The organism is Deltaproteobacteria bacterium (assembly GCA_009692615.1).
Classification (GTDB): domain Bacteria; phylum Desulfobacterota; class Binatia; order UBA9968; family UBA9968; genus DP-20.
The window spans coordinates 44,258-63,431 of record SHYW01000002.1 but is presented as its reverse complement, the minus strand read 5'-3'; the positions used below and the strand labels follow the sequence as shown (position 1 = coordinate 63,431).

At 57.0% G+C, this 19,174-nt stretch carries 17 protein-coding genes; 10 read left to right on the top strand and 7 right to left on the bottom strand.

Annotation, left to right across the window (positions count from 1 at the left end; translation table 11 throughout):
* The first annotated feature begins 7 nt into the window (after window positions 1-7).
* A complete protein-coding gene (locus EXR70_00815; GenBank protein ID MSP37015.1) occupies window positions 8-1,294 on the top strand; it encodes a 4Fe-4S dicluster domain-containing protein in 1,287 nt (428 codons plus the stop codon).
* Window positions 1,291-2,568: an FAD-binding oxidoreductase gene (locus tag EXR70_00810; protein ID MSP37014.1), complete on the top strand. Its 1,278-nt coding sequence runs from the start codon at window positions 1,291-1,293 to the stop codon at window positions 2,566-2,568. The genes EXR70_00815 and EXR70_00810 overlap by 4 nt, the downstream gene beginning before the upstream one ends.
* Here the strand turns inward: EXR70_00810 and EXR70_00805 are convergent.
* Window positions 2,565-3,098 (bottom strand): DoxX family protein, encoded by a 534-nt coding sequence (locus EXR70_00805; protein MSP37013.1) that lies wholly within the window; start codon window positions 3,096-3,098, stop codon window positions 2,565-2,567. The two genes, EXR70_00810 and EXR70_00805, sit on opposite strands and share 4 nt — an antisense overlap.
* Window positions 3,099-3,334: 236 nt before the next feature.
* On the opposite strand from EXR70_00805, the gene EXR70_00800 reads away from it, so the two are divergent.
* The 4 genes from EXR70_00800 (at window position 3,335) to EXR70_00785 (ending at window position 7,391) form a co-directional block, all read left to right on the top strand.
* Entirely contained in the window at window positions 3,335-4,558 is a 1,224-nt protein-coding gene (locus EXR70_00800) for a LysM peptidoglycan-binding domain-containing protein (GenBank protein MSP37012.1), read from the top strand.
* A 125-nt stretch (window positions 4,559-4,683) separates the two neighbouring features.
* On the top strand, window positions 4,684-5,667 hold the full coding sequence (locus EXR70_00795; protein ID MSP37011.1) for an ABC transporter substrate-binding protein: 984 nt from the start codon (window positions 4,684-4,686) through the stop codon (window positions 5,665-5,667).
* Window positions 5,668-5,702: 35 nt separating this feature from the next.
* The gene (locus EXR70_00790; protein MSP37010.1) at window positions 5,703-6,374 is read left to right on the top strand and encodes a hypothetical protein; all 672 of its coding nucleotides are present in this window, start codon (window positions 5,703-5,705) and stop codon (window positions 6,372-6,374) included.
* A 9-nt stretch (window positions 6,375-6,383) separates the two neighbouring features.
* On the top strand, window positions 6,384-7,391 hold the full coding sequence (locus tag EXR70_00785; GenBank protein MSP37009.1) for an extracellular solute-binding protein: 1,008 nt from the start codon (window positions 6,384-6,386) through the stop codon (window positions 7,389-7,391).
* A 180-nt stretch (window positions 7,392-7,571) separates the two neighbouring features.
* On the opposite strand, the gene EXR70_00780 is transcribed toward EXR70_00785, so the two are convergent.
* Complete coding sequence (locus EXR70_00780) at window positions 7,572-8,255, bottom strand: hypothetical protein (protein MSP37008.1); 684 nt, start codon at window positions 8,253-8,255, stop codon at window positions 7,572-7,574.
* A 138-nt stretch (window positions 8,256-8,393) separates the two neighbouring features.
* Here EXR70_00780 and EXR70_00775 point away from each other — a divergent pair, with 138 nt between their 5' ends.
* Window positions 8,394-9,359, top strand: a complete 966-nt coding sequence (locus EXR70_00775) for an ABC transporter substrate-binding protein (GenBank protein ID MSP37007.1) — start codon at window positions 8,394-8,396, stop codon at window positions 9,357-9,359.
* Between the two features lie 112 nt (window positions 9,360-9,471).
* On the top strand, window positions 9,472-10,371 hold the full coding sequence (locus tag EXR70_00770; GenBank protein ID MSP37006.1) for a 2-hydroxy-3-oxopropionate reductase: 900 nt from the start codon (window positions 9,472-9,474) through the stop codon (window positions 10,369-10,371).
* A 46-nt stretch (window positions 10,372-10,417) separates the two neighbouring features.
* Here the strand turns inward: EXR70_00770 and EXR70_00765 are convergent, their stop codons facing one another.
* From EXR70_00765 to EXR70_00745, 5 genes are all read right to left on the bottom strand, one after another.
* Window positions 10,418-10,699 carry a hypothetical protein gene (locus EXR70_00765; protein ID MSP37005.1) on the bottom strand — a complete coding sequence of 94 codons (282 nt, stop codon included), beginning with the start codon at window positions 10,697-10,699 and terminating at the stop codon, window positions 10,418-10,420.
* 81 nt (window positions 10,700-10,780) lie between these two features.
* The gene (locus EXR70_00760) at window positions 10,781-11,788 is read right to left on the bottom strand and encodes a hypothetical protein (GenBank protein ID MSP37004.1); all 1,008 of its coding nucleotides are present in this window, start codon (window positions 11,786-11,788) and stop codon (window positions 10,781-10,783) included.
* Between the two features lie 92 nt (window positions 11,789-11,880).
* Window positions 11,881-12,975, bottom strand: coding sequence for an amidohydrolase (locus tag EXR70_00755; protein ID MSP37003.1), 1,095 nt, complete (start codon window positions 12,973-12,975; stop codon window positions 11,881-11,883).
* 51 nt (window positions 12,976-13,026) lie between these two features.
* Window positions 13,027-14,085, bottom strand: a complete 1,059-nt coding sequence (locus EXR70_00750) for an ABC transporter substrate-binding protein (GenBank protein MSP37002.1) — start codon at window positions 14,083-14,085, stop codon at window positions 13,027-13,029.
* Between the two features lie 67 nt (window positions 14,086-14,152).
* On the bottom strand, window positions 14,153-15,052 hold the full coding sequence (locus EXR70_00745) for an ABC transporter substrate-binding protein (protein ID MSP37001.1): 900 nt from the start codon (window positions 15,050-15,052) through the stop codon (window positions 14,153-14,155).
* A 270-nt stretch (window positions 15,053-15,322) separates the two neighbouring features.
* On the opposite strand from EXR70_00745, the gene EXR70_00740 reads away from it, so the two are divergent.
* Both EXR70_00740 and EXR70_00735 read left to right on the top strand, forming a co-directional pair.
* The gene (locus EXR70_00740) at window positions 15,323-15,754 is read left to right on the top strand and encodes a cupin domain-containing protein (GenBank protein ID MSP37000.1); all 432 of its coding nucleotides are present in this window, start codon (window positions 15,323-15,325) and stop codon (window positions 15,752-15,754) included.
* A gap of 218 nt (window positions 15,755-15,972) precedes the next feature.
* Window positions 15,973-19,164, top strand: coding sequence for a glycosyl transferase family 51 (locus EXR70_00735; protein ID MSP36999.1), 3,192 nt, complete (start codon window positions 15,973-15,975; stop codon window positions 19,162-19,164).
* Window positions 19,165-19,174: the final 10 nt, after the last annotated feature.

Sequence of the window (19,174 nt, the reverse complement as noted above, 5' to 3'; positions counted from 1 at the left end):
TCATCACATCGAGCCTGGCGACAAGCCGGCGATCGCGAGTCTCGATCTCGCCGAACTGCACCAGTGCGTTCACTGCGGCTTGTGTTTAAATCAGTGTCCGACCTACCGCGCCACCGGTCTCGAACCGGAATCGCCGCGCGGTAGAATTCATTTGGTCCAAGCCGCCGCCGATGGACGCATCGAACTTAGCGAACGCTTCAAAGAACATATTTATCTCTGCCTGCTCTGCCGCGCCTGCGAGAGCGCCTGTCCGTCCGGCGTGCAATATGGCCGCATCGCTGAAACCGCCCGCGAGCATATCGGCCCGCCGGGCTCGCCCATGGCGCAAGCGATATTGCATTTCGTCTTCACCCAGCTGTTGCCTTTTCCCAACCGTCTCAAGCTCGCCTTCGCACTCCTGCGTTTGTACCAGCGCAGCGGACTGCAAAAACTCCTGCGTCCGTTACTGCCACAGAAACTGCGCGACATGGACGCCATGCTGCCGGCGATGGCGAAAAAGTTTTTTCAGCCTGAAGCGAATGTTCTGCCGGCCATCGGCCCGCGCCGCGCCCGGGTCGCCATGCTCAACGGCTGCGTCATGCCGCTGATGTTCGGCGAAGTGAATGCCGCCACCGTGCGCGTGCTGCGGCTTAACGGTTGCGAAGTGATCTTTCCCATGCGGCAAATCTGTTGCGGCGCGCTCAACACGCACAACGGCGAGAACGTGGCGGCAAAGCAAATGGCGCGCCGCAACATCGACGCCTTCCTCGAAGCGGAAGTGGACGCCATTGTCGTCAACGCAGCCGGTTGCGGCGCGGCGATGAAGGAATACGACTACCTGCTGCGTGACGACGCCGAGTATGCCGAAAAAGCGAAACGCTTTAGCAACTTGGTCAAAGACGCCGGCGAATTTCTCGCCGACCTCGGCCTGGTCGGCGCAATGACGCCAGTGAATATGACCGTCACCTATCAAGATCCTTGCCATCTCGCGCACGGACAAAAAATTCGCCGCCAGCCGCGCCAACTCTTGCAAGCGATTCCCGGTGTGAAGCTGGTCGAGATGGAAGGTTCCGACCGCTGCTGCGGCAGCGCCGGGATTTACAACATTACGCATCCAGTTATGTCGCAGCATCTGCTCAAGGAAAAAATGCAGTCCGTCAGCGCGACGCATACCGACGCCGTGGTCGCGCCCAATCCCGGCTGCATGTTGCAGCTGCGCTACGGCGCGCAAACCTACGGCCCCAACGTTACCGTCTACCATTTAATGGACTTGCTCGATCGCGCCTACGGCGACGACGACGCCGAGACGAAATGAAAATCTCCGCCGAGCAACTGACGCGCCAACTCGAAAGCGAACTCGGCGCCGCCAACGTCAGCACCGAACCCAGCACACTGGCGGCCCACGCCGTCGATGGCAAAGTCCCGGCGTTGATTTGCCAACCGGTGTCAGCAGAACAGTTGGCCGTCGCGCTACGAATTTGCAATAGCGTTCGAGCGGCGGTGATTCCCTGGGGCGGCGGCACGGCGATGGCGCTCGGCAATCCGCCGCGCCAAGCCGACGTGGTCATCGCCACGACGCAGTTGAATCGATTGATCGAACACGATGCCGCCAATCTCACCGTTACGGTACAAAGCGGCATGACGCTGAACGCTCTGCAAGCGGAGCTGACGAAGCAAAAACAATTCGCGCCCTTCGATGCGCCGTTTCCCGAACGCGCGACTCTCGGCGGCATAGTCGCGGCGAATTTGTATGGGCCGCGAAGAAGCAGTTGGGGCGCCGTGCGCGATCTGGTGATCGGCATGAAAGTCGCGCTCGCTTCCGGCGAGCAGATCAAAGCCGGCGGCAAAGTCGTCAAGAACGTCGCCGGCTACGACATGTGTAAACTGTTCACCGGTTCGCTCGGCACTTTGGGCATCATCACGGAATTGACGATGCGCGTCGCACCGATTCCAGAGCACAGCGCCAGCGCCGTCGCTCAGGGCAGCTTGAAACAAGTTGAAGAATTAGCCGACGCAATTAACAATTCGAAACTGCTACCCGCCGCACTGTTTCTGCGCGGCGACGGCGAGAAAAATTGGCAGCTCGCGGTCAGCTTCGAAGGATTCGCCGAAACCGTCGCGCGCCAGCTGCGCGAAGTAGATTCCATGGCGCAACAGCTCGGCATGCGTAGCGAATCGCTGCCAGCACAAAGCGCTCAGCATCTCTGGCAAGATCTGCGCGACCTGCCTTTCGCCGCTGAACAGTTGGCTTTTCGCTTGACGATACCGCGAAAATCACTGAAGGCGATGATCCGCGCACGAGAAAATTCTCAGACCGCGACGACAGTGATCGCCGCCGACATGGCGCTAGGCATTATATGGTTTGCCGGTCCGGCGAATCGCGCTTTCGCCGGCGAGTTTTCACGACTGATCGAGTTAGCTCGACAAGAGCGCGGCTACGCGGTCATGTTCGCCGCGCCGGCGGCACTCAAGCAGGGCGTAGAAGTTTGGGGGCCGACGCCGCCGGCGTTCGCGCTGATGCGCGAAATCAAACAGAAGTTCGACCCGCAGACAATTCTCAATCCAGGACGATTCGTCGCTGGTCTTTAGAAGAATCGGATAACCCAATTACTGAGCCAATTGTCGATGCCGAAGCCGGCGCTGCCTTTGACGGCGAAATAAACTGCGGCGGAAACGAAAACCAAATTGTCGCGCAGGCCGACTTCGTGGGCATGATAGGATTGCCGGTCGAAGGAACGAAAATAATTTTTCGTCTTGTCGTCTTTGAGCGCCGCTTGGACGACCGGCACCATGGTCGGCAGCACTTTGAGCCAATGCCAGTGCAGAGCGAAAGTCGGCAGCAGAAAAATAATAATCATCACCGCGCAGATCGGCGTCTGAAATCCCACCGCCGTGCCGAAACCACCGACGATCATTAAAAAGGTCGCCGCCGCGCCGAAAAAAGTCGCGCCCTTGGGAAACAAGATGCTCGCGGTCTGCACCGGATTGGGCCAGCGCTGGACATTGCTCACGCCGCTGATCAACATGCGCCAACCCAAGATCGCGCGCAGCACCGCTTCCGCCAGCAAAACTAACGTCGAATATTCCAAATCCAACCCCCCAACTAAATTTCGCCGCATTATAGTCAGTGCCGCCGGCCGCGTCAAATCGCGGCCGGGAATATACTTTTAGGAACTATTTGCCTGACCGCGCTACCCTCACAGTGCAAGTTCGCCGGCAACAAACCGCGTCAGCAATCGTTTAACTGCCAAGATAGGATTGTTTATACCAAGAAACTTCCCTACAATACGCTCCATGTGCGTTGGCACTTGAGTTGCTGCTCTGTGGTTGTGGGTTTTATAAGGAGGTGACAACGATGGGTGCACATATGAGGCGGTTCTCACTTCTGTTGATATGCGTTTTGGCTTTTGCGCCGGCCCAGGTCGGTGCCCAAATCAATTCGTCCAGTCAGTATTCGTTTCCGATCCCGGCGGGACTCGAGTCATCGATCGAATTCTGGAAAAAGATTTTCACCGAATATAGTCTCGCCCAGTTGATCTACTTCGATCCTCAGGATCCGAGCAAGATCTACGAAGCGAACGATGTCGGCCCAGACAGCCGCAGCAACGAATATATCAATGGCGAGCGCGCCCGCATCGCCGCGGCCAACAACGTCGACATCGAGCGCGTCAAAGCCCAGCGCGGCGTCAAAGAACGCACCGCCGCCGGCATCAAACGCTCGGGCCGATACATCGCCCAGATCCAGCAAATTTTTCGCGAGCGTGGTTTACCGGCGGAGCTGACCTATTTGCCGATCGTCGAATCGTCCTACGACAACAGCGCCCGTTCGTCGGTCGGCGCCTTGGGCATTTGGCAATTCATGCCCGCCACCGGGCGCCAGTACATGCGCGTCAACGCCGCCATCGACGAACGGCGCGATCCCTACGACGCATCTCGCGCCGCCGCGGCCTATTTGAAACAAGCCTACGATTTCTTGGGCAGTTGGCCGCTGGCGATCACGTCTTATAATTACGGCCCCGCCGGCATCGCTCGCGCCGTCCGCGAAGTCGGTTCGAATAACCTCGTCGATCTGATTCAACGTTATCAACATCCCTACTTTGGCTTCGCGCCGAAACACTTTTATGCCGAATTCCTCGCCGCGGTCGAGATCGGCAGCAAGTACGATCAATACTTTCCCGGACTCAAACTCGAGCCGGCGGCGCCCGTGCAAGAAATTCAGCTGAGCGCCAACACTTCAGTCGCTTCGTTGATCAAGACCAGCGGCTTGAGCCGCGACGAGTTGCTCAGTTGGAACCCGGCACTGAGCCCGGCCATGAGCATCGCGCCGGCCGGTTATCGCGTAAAGCTACCGCAAGATCGCAGCAGTGAACCGCCCGTCGCCGTCGTCCAAGCGCAGCCAACGACGCGCCAACCGGCGGTGCAAACTCAGGTAGTGCACCACCGAGTCAAACCGGGTGAGACGATTTTTCAAATCGCCCGCCGTTACAACGCATCGGTGCAGCGCATCTTACAAGCCAACGGCCTGCGCCAAGCCCGCTTCGTCCGGGCCGGCGCGTTGCTGGTGATCCCGCAGGCATAACGCAACGATTCGACAATCAGCCTAAACGAACAAGACCGAGCCCAGGCTCGGTCTTGTTCGTTTAGCCACCCAACTTTGCCACGGCGAAACGTTGACAAGCTTTCGACGCTGGATATAGTCGCTGCGTGACTGGTAAGACATCAAGCAATCGAAGCTTCCAGCCGCGCATCGCGTGGCTAGTCTTTCTACTGCCGTTGCTAATTGCCGGTGGCGCGCTCGCTCAAGACAATCGCCGTGTGCGCATGGCCTACTCCGCCTTCAGCGTCTCGTTTTTGAATATCTTCATCGCCCGCGACGCCGGCTTATTCAAAAAGCATGGCATTGATGTCGAGTTGATTCAGATGGCCGGCCCGTTGCCGGTGGCAGCGCTAGCCGCCGGTGAAATAGACTTCTTGACCGGCTACACCACCGGCATCGTCGCCACCGCCCAAGGCGCGCCGCTCAAGGGCGTGATGATCGGCCTGCGCAAGCCGCCGTTCTTTCTCGTCGCCGAGCCAACCGTTTCATCCGTCAGCAATCTCGCCGGCAAACGCATCGGCGTCGATCGCATCGGCAGCTTGCAGCATTTGGTCGTGCGTCTGCTATTGAAGGCGAAGGGTGGCGATCCGGAAAAGGTTAGTTTCACGCAAACCGGTTCCGTGTCGAACACCGTAACCAGTCTCGGCCAAGGCGCGGTGTCGGCGGCGGTGCTCTCCGGCCCGCATAACGTCATCATGACGCAAAAAGGATTTCGCCAGATCGCCTCGGCGGACGAGTTGCCCATGCAGTTTCCCACCAGCGGCTTAGTGGTCAACGACGTCAGACTAAAAAACGACGCCAACCGCATCAAGAGCGTCATGCGCGTCATGCTCGACGCCAACGCATTCAGCCACAAGGAGCGCAACTGGGTGGTCAATTACATTCGCGAGCGCTGGCGCATCGAGCAAAAAATCGCCGAGACGGTTTATGAGCAATGGCTGTCGACGCTGACAGCGGATGGCAAGATCGCGATCAAAGACATGCAAGAATATTTTGACCTAGCTTATGCTCAGAAGCAGATCCCGGCGCCAGTCAATGTCGCCGCGGTAACCGACTACAGCTTGCTCGATCAGGTGTTGGCTGGGAAATAATAGTTGTCAGTAATCAGTTGGCAAAGGAGTTTTATATGATAGACGGCAAAGCGCTCGTTGATTCGGTAAGAAAAGAAATCATCGAACCAGGCATTCAGAGTTTGCTGGACACGCAGTATTTCACCGAACTGCGCGCGGGCAAATTATCGCTCAAAAGAATGCAGGGCTGGGCGATCCAGCACTACCTGCACAACAAAGCGATTCTAAAGTCCTTCGCGCTCGGCATGGTGAAAAACGCCCACGAGCCGGTGATGTTCGACTACTTCACCGAGCAATTCACCGAAGAGCAAAGCCACCCCGACTTGGCGAAACGCTTTGGCCTCGCCATCGGTCTCAAAGAAGAAGACTTCAGCGAGGCGACGCAGATGTTCGAATGTCAGATTCATTCCGCGCGCACGGTCTACAACACGCTGATGGGCTACGCGCCGCAAAATCGCGCCTCGGCGCTGACCAGCGAAAGCATGGTCTGCCGTTACTCGAAAGAATTCTTGAACGCCGGCCGCAAATACTACGGCCTCTCGGACCGCGACCTGACGTTTTTCTCCGTCCACATGGTCGCCGACCAGGACCACACCGCGCGCTCGGCGGAGCTGATCGCCAAGATGGTCAAAACCCCCCGTGAGGAACGGCTGGTTCGTGAAAGCGCTCAATACATGGTGCGCATCAAGCTCGGCAAATTCGAAGGTCTCTATCGCGAGTACGCCTAAGAAAATCCGATGAAAAAAACTTTTGCGCTGCTGATCATTGCGTTGCTATTTGGAATCGACGCTTGGGCGCAGGCCGATTTGAATTCACTCACCACCGCCGCGAAGAACGACAAGGAAGTCGTCTGGTACACCACCACTTCCGCCGGCGATAACCAGGCGATCGTTGCCGGCTTCAGCAAAAAATATCCGTTTCTCAAAGTTCAAGTGCTGCGCAGCACCGGCGAGAAGCTGCGCCAGCGCGTGTTGGCGGAAACCTCGGCGGGCCAATTTTTATCCGATGTCGTGAGCGTCAGCAGCATGGAGATGGGCTTGCTCAAATCGCGCAACCTGCTGCAAGCCTATGACCCGCCGGAAGCCGAAGCCTATCCGGCGCGTGCCAAAGACCGCGACAAAAACTTCACCGCGATCTATGCGCGCAACTTCGTGATCGGCTACAACACCGCGATGCTCGGCGAAAAGGATCGCCCCAAGGATTGGAATGATTTACTCGCGCCCTTTTGGAAGGGCAAGTTCGCCATGGACGAAGAAGAGTTCGAGTGGTACGGCACGCTGGTCGACTACTGGGGCCGGGAGAAAGCCGGAAAATTTCTGCGCGCCCTGGCGGCGCAACAGCCGCAGCTCCGCCGCGGCCATAGTCTGCTTGCCCAGCTACTCGCGGCGGGAGAATTTCACGCCGCGCTGGTTTTTCCCTTCGAGATCGAACAGCTCAAACAAAAAGGCGCGCGCGTCGACTGGTCGGCCACGTCCGATCCCATCGTCACCTCGATCAATGTCATCGCGCTCTCGACCAAAGCTCCCCATACCAATGCCGGCAAGCTGCTGATCAACTACGTCATGTCGGAAGAAGGTCAAACGATCATCAAGAACCTGTCACGCGTACCGGTCCGTCCGAGCGTCAAACCGACAATCTCGAAGCTCGATCAAGCCGCGCTAAAAATCCACTACGTCCCCGCCGACATGTTCCGCAAGGTTAGTGAATACGAGAAAGAATTCAGGGAGCTGTTTTGGAAGAAGTGATCGAAGAGTAAAATTGCACCCCTCGCTACACGACCGACGACGGTCGCTACTCAGGGAATCGGAAAGGAAGTCGGACCGCTCTTAACCTTTTATCAACGCCGTCGCTTTGCTGGCGTGCGAAATCATCGAGCATTCCTTCCGATTGCCCGAGTAGGCCCGCAGGGCCGTAGCGAGGGCGTCCTAAACAGCCAACGCCGTCGCCTCGATCTCGACCAAATATTTTTCGCCGGCGAAACCATCGACAAACGTAAACTCTATGTCTGGCACGCTCAGACGATTAGCGGCGGCAAGAACTTGCCGCACCTTGTCAACATTTGAACCGCGTTGCAGCAACAACGATAATTTTTTCACTTTCGACCAATCGGTTTGCGCCCGCGCGAAGGCGCGATCCAAGGTGCCGAGCACATCACTAACCTGCTCTGCCAAAGTCGCCCCCTCGGAAGTAAAGCCGGAGAAAAACAACAGCGAATCGTAAACTAGATAGCAGAGATAATTGCGCGCCGGTACGAAATCGACCGGCTGTCTTCGCGCGGCGGAATTCAGCGGCCGCATGACCAGCAGTTCCAGTCCAGCGGCGCCGTTCGAATCGTACCATTCCTGCGATATGAAACTCGAACTCGCGGCGCGCCGGTTGCCGTTGAGAACCATGGAGCGCGCCACCGTCGCGTCTGTACGCGCCTGTCGGTCGCGGCCGAAGACCCGAATCCGCACCGCGTTATCGAGCGACAAACCGAGCGGACTGAGGGTGTCGGCGAATCTCTGAAACAACTCGGCGGTCGCGGCCTCGACCGCCACACCGGTTCGCGCTTCGCCGACAATCTCGACAAACTCTCTGCCCAGCCATGAAAATATTTTTGTTTCCATCTTGCCCGTAACATACCGCAACCAAATTACGATGACAAAGGCATATCCGAATGTAGGGGACGGTCGCAACTGTCCCACCCCATTCACCGCCTTGCGTTTACCCGCCCATTTGTCATATCTGACTGAAACAAAACACCCATGGGAGAAATTCTAATCTTGAGAAGCTTGTCTGTATTCTTACTCGCACTCTTTGCCGCGCTGACAATGGGCAATGCCGACGCCCAAGTCACCAAGATTCGCCTCGGCACCACCGCCGCCACCAGCACTGAAAAAGTCGCCTTCGCCTTGGCCAAAGACGCCGGCATTCTCAGGAAACATAATCTCGAATTGGAAATTGTTCTAATCACCGGCGGTCCAGTGGCTATGCAGGTGTTGCTCGCGAAAAGCCTCGACATCATCACCACCAGCGCCACGGTTTTCCTGCACGGCTACGTCGAAGGCGCCGACGTGAAGATCGTCGGCGGCGTCAATAACCGTTTTCCCTACACGTTTTTCAGCCGGCCCAACATCACCGGCGCCGCGCAACTCAAAGGTAAAGTCGTCGGCATCACGCGCTACGGCAGCACCGACGAACTGGCGACTAGGATGGCATTGGAGCAGCTCGGATTGAATCTCAAGACCGACGTAAAATTTATCCAAGGCGGCGGCTCGGTGGGGCGCATCAACGCGCTACAAGCGGGCAGCATCGACGCGACGTCGCTGATCTCTGGCGTCAGCCATGTCGCCAAGAAAGCCGGCCTGAATCCCCTAGTCGACTTCGCCGAAAAGGAAATCGATTATCAGATGACCGGCGTGGTCAGTCGCGGCGACTATTTGAAAAACAATCCCGACGCGCTGCGCCGTTTCCTGCGCGCCTATGTTGAATCGATCCGTTACTACAAAACCAACCGCGAGGGCGCCGTCAAAGAAACCATGAAAGCGATCCGTACCGACGACCGCCAGCTTGCCGAGGCCGACTACAACTTCCGCGCCCGCGCCTTCCCAGACGACGGCAAACCGACGTTGAAGGGAATCCAATTGGCCATCGACGAACTAGTGAAAGAAAATCCCAAAGCGAAAAGCGTCACGCCGCAGCAGGTCATCGATCTGAGCTACTTGCCGTAGAACGTCGAACAATGTGTAGCGTTCTCCGCAGTGGTTTTTCCGTTCGTCCTGAGCCTGTCGAAGGACTCCGAGAAAGTTATTCTATAGCCGCGAACTTGAATAGGAGATAATCATGAGCAACCCAACCCTCGGTTTCATCGGTCTCGGCATCATGGGCAAACCCATGGCGCGCCACCTACTCAAAGCAGGATATCCTTTGGTAATTCATAACCGGAGCCGCGCGGCGGTCGATGAGCTGAGCAAAGAAGGCGCCCAGGTTGCGGCGAATTCGCAAGAAGTCGCGGCGCGCAGCGAAGTCATCATCACCATGCTGCCTGATTCACCGGATGTGGAATTAGTTTACGCCGGTGAGCAAGGCATCTTCGCCGGTGTAAAATCGGCAACGTTACTGATCGACATGTCGAGCATCTCGCCGGTGGTCGCGCGCAAGCTTGCCGTGGAAGCCGAAAAGCGCGGCTGCGATATGCTCGACGCGCCGGTGAGCGGTGGTGAAGCTGGCGCCATCGCCGCGGCGCTATCGATCATGATCGGCGGAAAAACGTCGGCGGTCGAACGTGCCATGCCGATCTTCGAGAAGCTCGGCAAAAATATCGTCCATGTCGGCGACGCTGGTGCCGGACAGGTAACCAAAGCCGCAAACCAAATGGTCGTCGGCACGACCATCGCGATCGTCAGCGAAGCGCTGGTGCTCGCCGCCAAAGCCGGCGTCGATCCGGCGAAGGTCAGACTAGCGCTGCTCGGCGGCTTCGCCCAGTCGAAAATCCTCGAAGCCCATGGTCAGAAAATGCTCGACCGAAATTTTAAGCCCGGCTTCCGCATCCGTTTGCACGAGAAGGACATGAAGATCGCCCTCGCGACTGGCTCAGAATATGGCGTGCCGCTGATGGTCACCGGCGTCGTCGGTCAAATAATGACCGCGATGAAAGGCATGGGGCTCGGCGATCTCGATCACTCCGGGCTGGTGAAGTTTGTCGAGGAGTTGGCGAAGACCGACCTTGCTCAGCGAGCTTGAACTTCGCCTCCGTCCAAGTCTCAGCGCAAGAAACCGCCAGGATCGATTAATCGCGGTGTCGAAATCTTTTCTTGATGGCGGGATGAAATAGCAGCACGCTCACAAACACGCCGGTAAAAAAGAGACCGTTGACGATACCGAACATCATCAAAACTGGATCGGTCGACTGCAAGCTTTGCGGCACCATTCCCATCACACAGATCCACGCGCCGACTACCCAGACCAAACTAATATCCTCGGAAGAGCGGCGCCGGACGATGCGCAGAATCAACGGAATATTGAAGAACGGCATGACGATGCCGCTAACCATGCCCAGGGCTTCAATCATGAATGTTTCACTTTCATCCCGTAGGGTGCGCTTGCGCACCGTGACTTGATCAAAATGGTGCGCCTAGCGCACCCTACTCGGTCACGGCTTCCAGCCGCTCTTATTCAACTGCTGCTCCGCCTCCAGAGCGATACTGAAGTCATAGCCTTTGGCGTTGGGCAGAGTTTCATTACCATTGATCACTTGGCGGATGATGTTGAGATCGTTTCTCTGCGTCTCGTCATCGACCACGCCGGCGCGCGTGAAGGTTGGAATGATATCATCGTAGACACGGATCGCCTGTTGGCGTGAAACGTTGGCGAACTTGATCATCTCCACGATCGTCCCTTCCTTGTCATGCCGGATGTAGCGCATCGCTTTCAAGGTCGCGCGCATAACGCCGGCAATCATTTTGGGATTTTCCTTGATCAGTTTATCGGTGGTCGCCAACGTGCCCCAAGAATTTTTTACTTCGTTGCCGAAGAAAAACATCTCCTTCATGCCTTTGTCGAGGGCGACGTAGCGTTGTTCGACGCTCAGCGTCGCCGCTTCGAAGCCGCCGCCGAGCAGCGCCGGCAGTTGATTGGTGGCGCCGACATCCAAATAAGTTACATCTTTATTGGCGTCGAGGCCGTGCTTGGTCAAAACCTGCTTCAATATATAAGTCGCCATCGCGGCGATGCCGGTAACGGCGATCTTCTTGCCTTTCAAATCTTTCGGGCTTTGGATTTCCGGTCTGGTCACCAGCCACTGCAACACCCGGTCGTTGGTCGCCAAAACAACTTTGAGCGGCGTACTTGAACGCGCCACGCTGACTAATGCGCTGGTGCCCGCGCCGGTGAAGTGCACGTCGCCACCGAGCATCGCTTGAATGCTCGTGGTCGCGGCGATGAAGATCACCCGCGAGTCGAGGCCTTCTTCTTTCATGTAGCCCTTTTGCTGGGCAACGGGATAGATGACCATCTGAAAGCTGCGCGCCGGAATCGCCATGTTGACGATCTGCAATGACTGAGCGCTGACGGGACTTAAAGAGAAGCAATGCGCGGATAACGCGACGGCCAACAACCGGCAACTTCCCATGGACGAGATCAGCTTCGATCGGTATTTCATCGTCGCTCCTCGGTTGAAAACCACCCTCACCCTCTTCCGCACGCGGGAGAGGGTGAGGAAAAGGATGGATCAAGTGAGTGTTGACGCACGAATCAGTTCAGCGGATAGAGCAATTTCGGATTGTCGAAGAAAATTTTATTCGTCAGCGCCGGCGCGATGTCTTCGCGGGCGCGCATGGCGGCGACCAATTGCCGTTCTTCCGACGGATCTTGATGGCCGTAGTCCGAACCGATGATCAGATGATCTTCGCCGGTGTACTGGGCGATGTAGCTGACATCCTCGTCGGCTTCGGCGGCAACGAAAATCCGATACTCGCGGAACATGTCGGCGTCGTTGGCGAACTTCCATTTTTCTTTGAACAGCCGCTTGATGATGTGCATCATGAACGGCACCCAGCCGGCCGATGCTTCGATGAAGCCGAACTTGAGTTTGGGAAACTGCTCAGGAATTTTGTTGGCGATCAGATCGCGGAAGGCGAACAATGGCTGCACCCGGCTGTGACCAAAGGTGTGGTTGCGCTCGACATCGAACAGATTGATGAACAACGGACAGCCGGCGCCGGTGTGGATCAGAATCGGCAGACCGGTATCGCTGGCCGCCTGGTAAATCGGATTGAAATAAGGATTGTCGAGCGTACGCTGCCCCTCGATGCCGCGGAAGAACACCCCCACCGCGCCGTTGTCTTTGCCCCATTTGATTTCCTTCACCGATTCCTCGACCGAGTGCAGCGGCGGCACCACCACCCAACGAATGCGCCCGCCGGATTTCGCGCAGGCCTGAGCGATGAAGCGGTTGTAGGCCCGCGCCATGGCGATATCGAGGGCGGCATCGTCGGTGATGTAGATCAAGAACAAAGTCGGAAAAACAACCTGCAGATCGACGCCGAGCTTGTCCATATCGCGCAGCCGGCCGGGGATGTCGGTCATCTCGCGATAGGCGAGGTGAATATCGCCGCGGGAAGATTCAAGCTTGGACGCCGACGGCGTGATCAAACGAAAGCTGCCCTTGCCGTTGGGTTTGGGGAAAATATTACCGTCGATCAACCAAAACGCATTGCGCGGCCCGTAGAGCGTGTCTTCCGGGCTTTTGATCAACACTGGCCGGCGCCCGTACATCTCCTTGTCCATCATCGCCCACATCGCCTCGCCTTCCGATATATGCGTATCCGAATCGATTATGCCTGCCATGGGTTTTCTCCTTTAGTGTGCATTTTAATTTTTCACGGTTTGAAACGTAATCTATGGTTTCCAGCCAGTCTTGTTGAGCTGCGCGTCCGCTTCCAGCGCCGCGCTGAAATCGAAAACCCGCGCCGCCGGCAACGCTTCCTTGGCATCCAAAACTTGGCGAATCACTTCGAGATCGCTTTTCTGCGTGTCGAGGTCGACGCTGCCGCCCGCCGTAAATGTGCCGATTAAATCGTTGTAAAGCCGAGTGGCTGTCGCTGCCGGTAAGCCGGAAAATTTCGCGTACGCGGCGATAGTTCCGTCGCGCTCGCGCTTGATCAAGCGCAGCGCTTTGAGCGTCGCACGTATGAAGCCGGCCAAGAGCCTGGGCTGTTCTTTGATGAACTTGTCCGAAGCCGCCGTCGTGCCCCAGGAATTTTTCACTTCGTTACCCAAATACAAGAGCTCTTTCATGCCAGCGTCGACGCCGGCGTAGCGCTGTTCGACGCTGGCGATGGCGCCTTCGGCGGCGCCGGAGATCAACGCGGCCACCTGATTGCCAACGCCGGGATCGACGAAGGTGACATCCTTGCTGCCGTCGAGGCCATACTTCGACAGCACCTGTTTAAACATAAAAGTGGAAACCGCGGCGATGCCCGGCGTGGCGACAATCTTGCCTTTCAAATCTCGCAAGCTCGTGATGTTGGGCCGGCTGAGAATCCACTGATGCACGCGATCGTTGACCGCCAGCACAACTCTCATCGGCACATTGCCGCGCGCGATCGCCACCATGGCGCTGCCGCCGGAACCGGTGAGTTGAATACTGTCGGCGACCAGCGCTTGAATACTCGGCGTCGGCTCCATGAAAGTGATCTTCAGATCGATGCCCTCTTCCTTCATGTAACCGCGCTCAACCGCCAGCGGAAAAATAATCTGCTGAAAACTTTTCGTCGGCAGCGCGATGGTCACCTCGGCGGCAGAGCCATTCGAGTTACAAAAAAAGATCAAGCCTAGAGCTGCCATAGCGCGGGAGACTTGAAAGATGCTTGGACAAAGCAATGAGAATTTCGTCATTCGATCACACTCCAGCCCCGATAGTTTTGTCCGACGTACAATCACGCCAGCGGCTGACATATAGCAAGAAACGAGTCGGTTCCGCTAGGCCTAGAAGTTCGAAAAGGGCGACCGCCGGTCGCCCCTACTAAGACAGCAGCGCTCCAGCCATCAGCCACTCGGCTGCCACTTCGCGGGCGTTCTGAACGGACTGCAACGCAACTTGGGCCAACAACTTACTCAGCTGCTTTACGTCGACCGTCAACGACTCATCCATATAACAAAGATAATCGTCGAACGTCCTCTCGGCCAGCGAACGATAGTGGCCGAACTTGTCGATCAGCAGCTGCACCGCTTTCTCACGATTGGCCTTGGCGTGAACGATCCCTTCGCTGTGCGCGGCGAGAAACGCTCTGAAGTCTTTCTCGCGCTCACCGAAGAGCTTCTGCGTGGTCTCGATGGTGATTGGCAATGGATCGTCAACCAAGTCGTTCCACTCGACCATGCGGTGAAAGCCCTTGTCTTCGGCGACAAATCCGTAGGGACGCGGCACGATCGCCGCCGCGGCTTTCTTGTCGAGCAGCGTATGAAACGCTTCTTGGTCGCTCGGCACGAGCTTGAGTTGGAAGTCGTGACCCAAGGCAAGGCCGCCGAGCTGTTGGAACTGCCAACCCAGCGGCACGCCGCGCGCCGGCCCTTCGCGGCAGACCACGGTTTGGCCTTTCAAATCTTTGATCTCTTTAATCGCCCCGTCGGCAACCAACAGATAGGGACAAGTATTCATCGCGCAACCAATCACTCGAGTCGTCTTGGTGTCGAGAAAATGTTGCAACGAGGCGCGCCCGACGACGAACGAAAGCTGCGCTTCACCATTTGCCAATCTCCGATATCGTTCTTCGGTTCCTTGCACATGATTCCAAGAAACCTCCAGACCATGTTTGGCGTAAATGCCGGCGTCGATAGACAGATAGCCGGTGATGTCGCGGGCGAACTTGCCGTCGATACCTTCGAGATGGCCGTACATGCAACTGAGCTTGGTTAGACTCATGACCTTTTCTCCTTTGTGATGATTCCGAGTTTCGTGTGAAGATGTTTTCACCACGAAGGACACGAAGAGCACGAAGTTCGGAGTTTTATTTTCCGAGCCCTTCGTGTCCTTCGTGCCTTCGTGATGAACAAAACCATCTGAACGACACACGTAAAGCCTAAAGACTCCTATATTACGGTTGGCGCCGGCAGACAAACTTGACCTTGACAGGGTGAGACCGACGGGAATAGATTTGCGTCATTAGTAACGGTAACTCAAAAGGAGGTTCCCATGAAAGTCTTAGATGTTTTGGAAATGTCCAAGGGCCGCAAAAAAGGCCAGCGCCGCATCGATCTGTTCCGCCGGGAGAATTTAGAAACCTGGATTCTGATTTTTCCCCCCGGAGACGTGCAAGTCATGCACAACCATCCGTCGGACCGGAGCTATTATGTTTTGACCGGCAAAGGCATCGTCAAAGGGCGCAATGAAACCCACGAGGTCTCCCAGGGGCAGATCATCAGCATCCCGGCCCATGAATTTTACGAAGGGTCCAATCCCAATGACGAGCCGATGATCTTGTTAGGCAATAGCCACAAAGCCACCGCGGAAGACGTCGCCAAAGCCGGCGGCCAGAGAAATGAGATCGACGAAAAGACCGGCAAGCGGGTTGTCTTCCAACACGGCGGCGGCCAAGATATGGGTGTCCTCGCCGACTGGAATTAACTCGGATTTTTCTCCCGCAAAGGCGCAAAGACGCTAAGTTCGGAAATTTGGTTTGGCGAATTTTTCGTCGTCGAGTCTTATTTAACTTTGCGGCTTGGCGCCTTTGCGGGAGAAAATCCTGAACATCTTCCGCAACGGTCATCGCCAGCATTCATCCTCTCAACTAAAAAGCATCTTAGGTTTTTTCCGCCAGTGTGTTATCATGCGAGCACACTTCGATGAGCGGAAAAACTATCCCATCTGATGCGCCACGCCGCCCGTCGTTCGCCTCCCGGTTTTTTTTCTTTCTCAACTTCACCAAGCTCAAAGTCTGGCTTTGGTGGTTGGCGCTGTTCGCCATCGTCGCCGCTTGTCTGTTCATCGAGATGCAGACCTCGGTTTTGCAATCCTGGTTTTTCACCAGCACCAACGAGCGTTTGTCCTACAAGTTGGAGAATGGACGGAACAAAAAAATCCGCTTTCCGCGCGCAGCCCCCTTTGACGATCGGCGCGGCTATTCGAAGCTGGCGCAATTCCAGTCCAAACTCGAAGCCCAGGGCTATCGGGTAAGCCAACAGACGCGCCAGTCGGAAACCATGCGGACGCTGCTCGATCGGGGCGTGTCGCCGCCCTATCTTGAACGGCCTGACACTGGGCTGGAAATTCTCGGCGCCGACGGCGCGCAGCTGTTTCACTACGCCCAAGCGGATTTTCTTTTTCAAAAGATCGACGATATCCCGCCGCTGCTGGTCAAGACGCTGCTGTTTTTAGAAAACCGCGACCTCGACCGGCCGGCGACGCCGTGGCAAAACCCGGTGATCGAATGGGAGCGCATTTTCAAAGCTGCGCTCTTTTATCTCGGCTCCAAGTTGTCGCTGCCGGTGCCGGTTCAAGGCGGCAGTACACTCGCCGTGCAGTTGGAAAAATTTCGCCACTCGCCCAATGGCCGCACCGACGGGCCGGTGGAAAAATTGCGCCAAATCGTCGGCGCCAGTTTGAAAGCCTACCGCGAAGGGGCCAACACCAAAGCTTGGCGCGAAAGCATCGTGGTCAATTATTTGAACACCGTGCCGCTGGCGGCGGCGCCGAGCTACGGCGAGATTCACGGCTTGGGCGAAGGACTGCACGCTTGGTTCGGCCTGAGTTTGAATGATGTGGTGAAAGCGCTCCAAGGGCCGGACAGCAGCGCCGAGAAAATCCGCGCCTTCAAGCACGCCCTCACCTTGCTGATCTCGGTGCGCGCGCCATCGGTCTTTCTGATCGACGAGCGCGATTCGTTGGAGGAGAAAGTCGGCCAGTTTACCCGGCTCATGGCGCGCGAAGGCGTCATCGACAGTGAATTCGCCGACCAGCTGCAAAAAACCCCGATCAAGTTTTTATCCAGCGCGCCGCTGCCGCCGCAACCGTCCTCGGTCAAGAACAAAGCCGCCAACGCCATCCGCAACACCATGATGGAGTCGCTGGGCGTAGCCAATCTCTACGACTTGAACCGGCTGCACCTGCGAGTCGACAGCACCATCGACGTGCCGCTGCAAAAGCAGGTCACTGAATTCATCGGCCGCCTGGCCGACAAGAAAGTCGTCGACGCTCTCGGTTTGAACGGCGAGCGGCTGCTCGAACAGGACGATCCGAGCAAAGTGATTTACTCTTTTCTCCTCGTCGAGGCGACAGCGACCGGCAATCTGGTGCGCGTCCAGGCGGATAATTTCGCCGCGCCCTTCGATTTCAATAAAAGCGTCAAACTCGAACTGGGCAGTACGGCGAAGCTCCGCACCTTGACCCATTATTTAGAAATCATCGCCGAGCTGCACAAGGAACTCGGCGGGCTCGATGCCACGGAATTGTCAGAACGAGCCAAGGCCGCGATCGATCCGCTCACCAAGTGGAGCTGCGAGACGTTGCTCGAAGAAAAGCAGCTGGCGTTGCCGGCGTTTCTCGCCAAGGCCATGACCCGCCGCTACTCGGCGAGCCCCTATGAAACCTTTTTCACCGGCGGCGGCGTGCATCATTTCGAAAATTTCGACGACAAAGACGACAATCAGATTTTTGAATTGCGCGACGCTTTTCGCAACTCGACCAACTTAGTCTTCATCCGCCTGATGCGCGACCTGGTAAGCTACCATCGCGCCCGGCTCAGTTATCGTTCCGAAGACGTGATGAACAGTCCGGCCAACGCCGACCGGCAAAGAATGCTCCAGGAGATCGCCGAAGAAGAATCGCGTAGCGCGTTACGCAAAGCCTACCAGAGCTTTGCCAAGCAAACTCTCGAAGAGATCGTCAGCCGTTTACTCGGCACCAAAGGCAATATCGAGCGGCGCCTGACGATCCTATTTTTCGCTTGGCATATCGGCAGCGACGAGCCGGCGCTCAGCGACTGGCTGACGCAACATCAGATCAACACCGCCGAAGTCGACGTTGGCAAACTGTTCCGCGCCTTTCACAACCCGCGCCTGACGCTGGTCGATTACGCCTATCTGCTCGGCTTTCACCCGCTCGATCTTTGGTGCGCCAGCGAATTTCGCAACGATCCCAATCTCACCTGGGAAAAACTCTGGGCCAACAGCGGCGAAGCGCGCCGCGCCGGCTCTTCTTGGTTACTCAACAACCGCAATCGTCGCGCTCAGGATCTGCGCCTGCGCATCCGCATAGAAAAGGAAGCCTTCAACCGCATGGCGCCCTATTGGCAGCGGCTCGGCTTTCCATTTAAAACCTTGGTGCCCACTTACGCCACCGCCATCGGCAGCTCTTCGGATCGTCCCGTGGCGCTGGCGGAGCTGGTCGGAATATTGGTCAACGACGGCGTACGCCGGCCGTCAACGAGTTTAAATAAAGTCCAATTCGCCACCGCGACGCCGTACGAAACTTTGCTCGAACCGAGCCAAGCCAAAGGCGAGCAAGTCCTGGCGCCTGAAGTCGCCCGCGTCGCCCGCCGCGCCATGGCCACAGTGGTCGAACAGGGCACGGCGCGCCGCTTGAATGGCGCGTTTAAGCTAGCCAACGGCGAAGTCGTCACCGCCGGCGGCAAAACCGGCTCCGGCGACAATCGCTTTCAAACCTTCAATCGCGCCGGCGCCGTCACCAGCTCGCGCGCCACCAACCGCACCGCGACGTTTATCTTCTACATCGGCCAGCGTTATTTCGGCGTCATCACCGCCTTCGTCCAAGGCCGCGACGCCGAAAACTATCACTTCACCAGCGGTCTACCGGTGACGATCTTGAAACTGCTCGCGCCGACGATCAACGCCAGGCTCAACAATAAAGCCCTGCCGCCGAGCGCCCCTGTCGAAGAAACCCCAGCCGACGTTCCCGCTCAGCCGATCAGCGACAAGACAACCACGACACGACACCACCAAATCCCCCTCGCTCCCCCTTTTCCAAAGGGGGATGTTCGGAGCATTCAAGCAAACGCTCTCATGCGCCCCGCGCAATAAGAAAACGCAC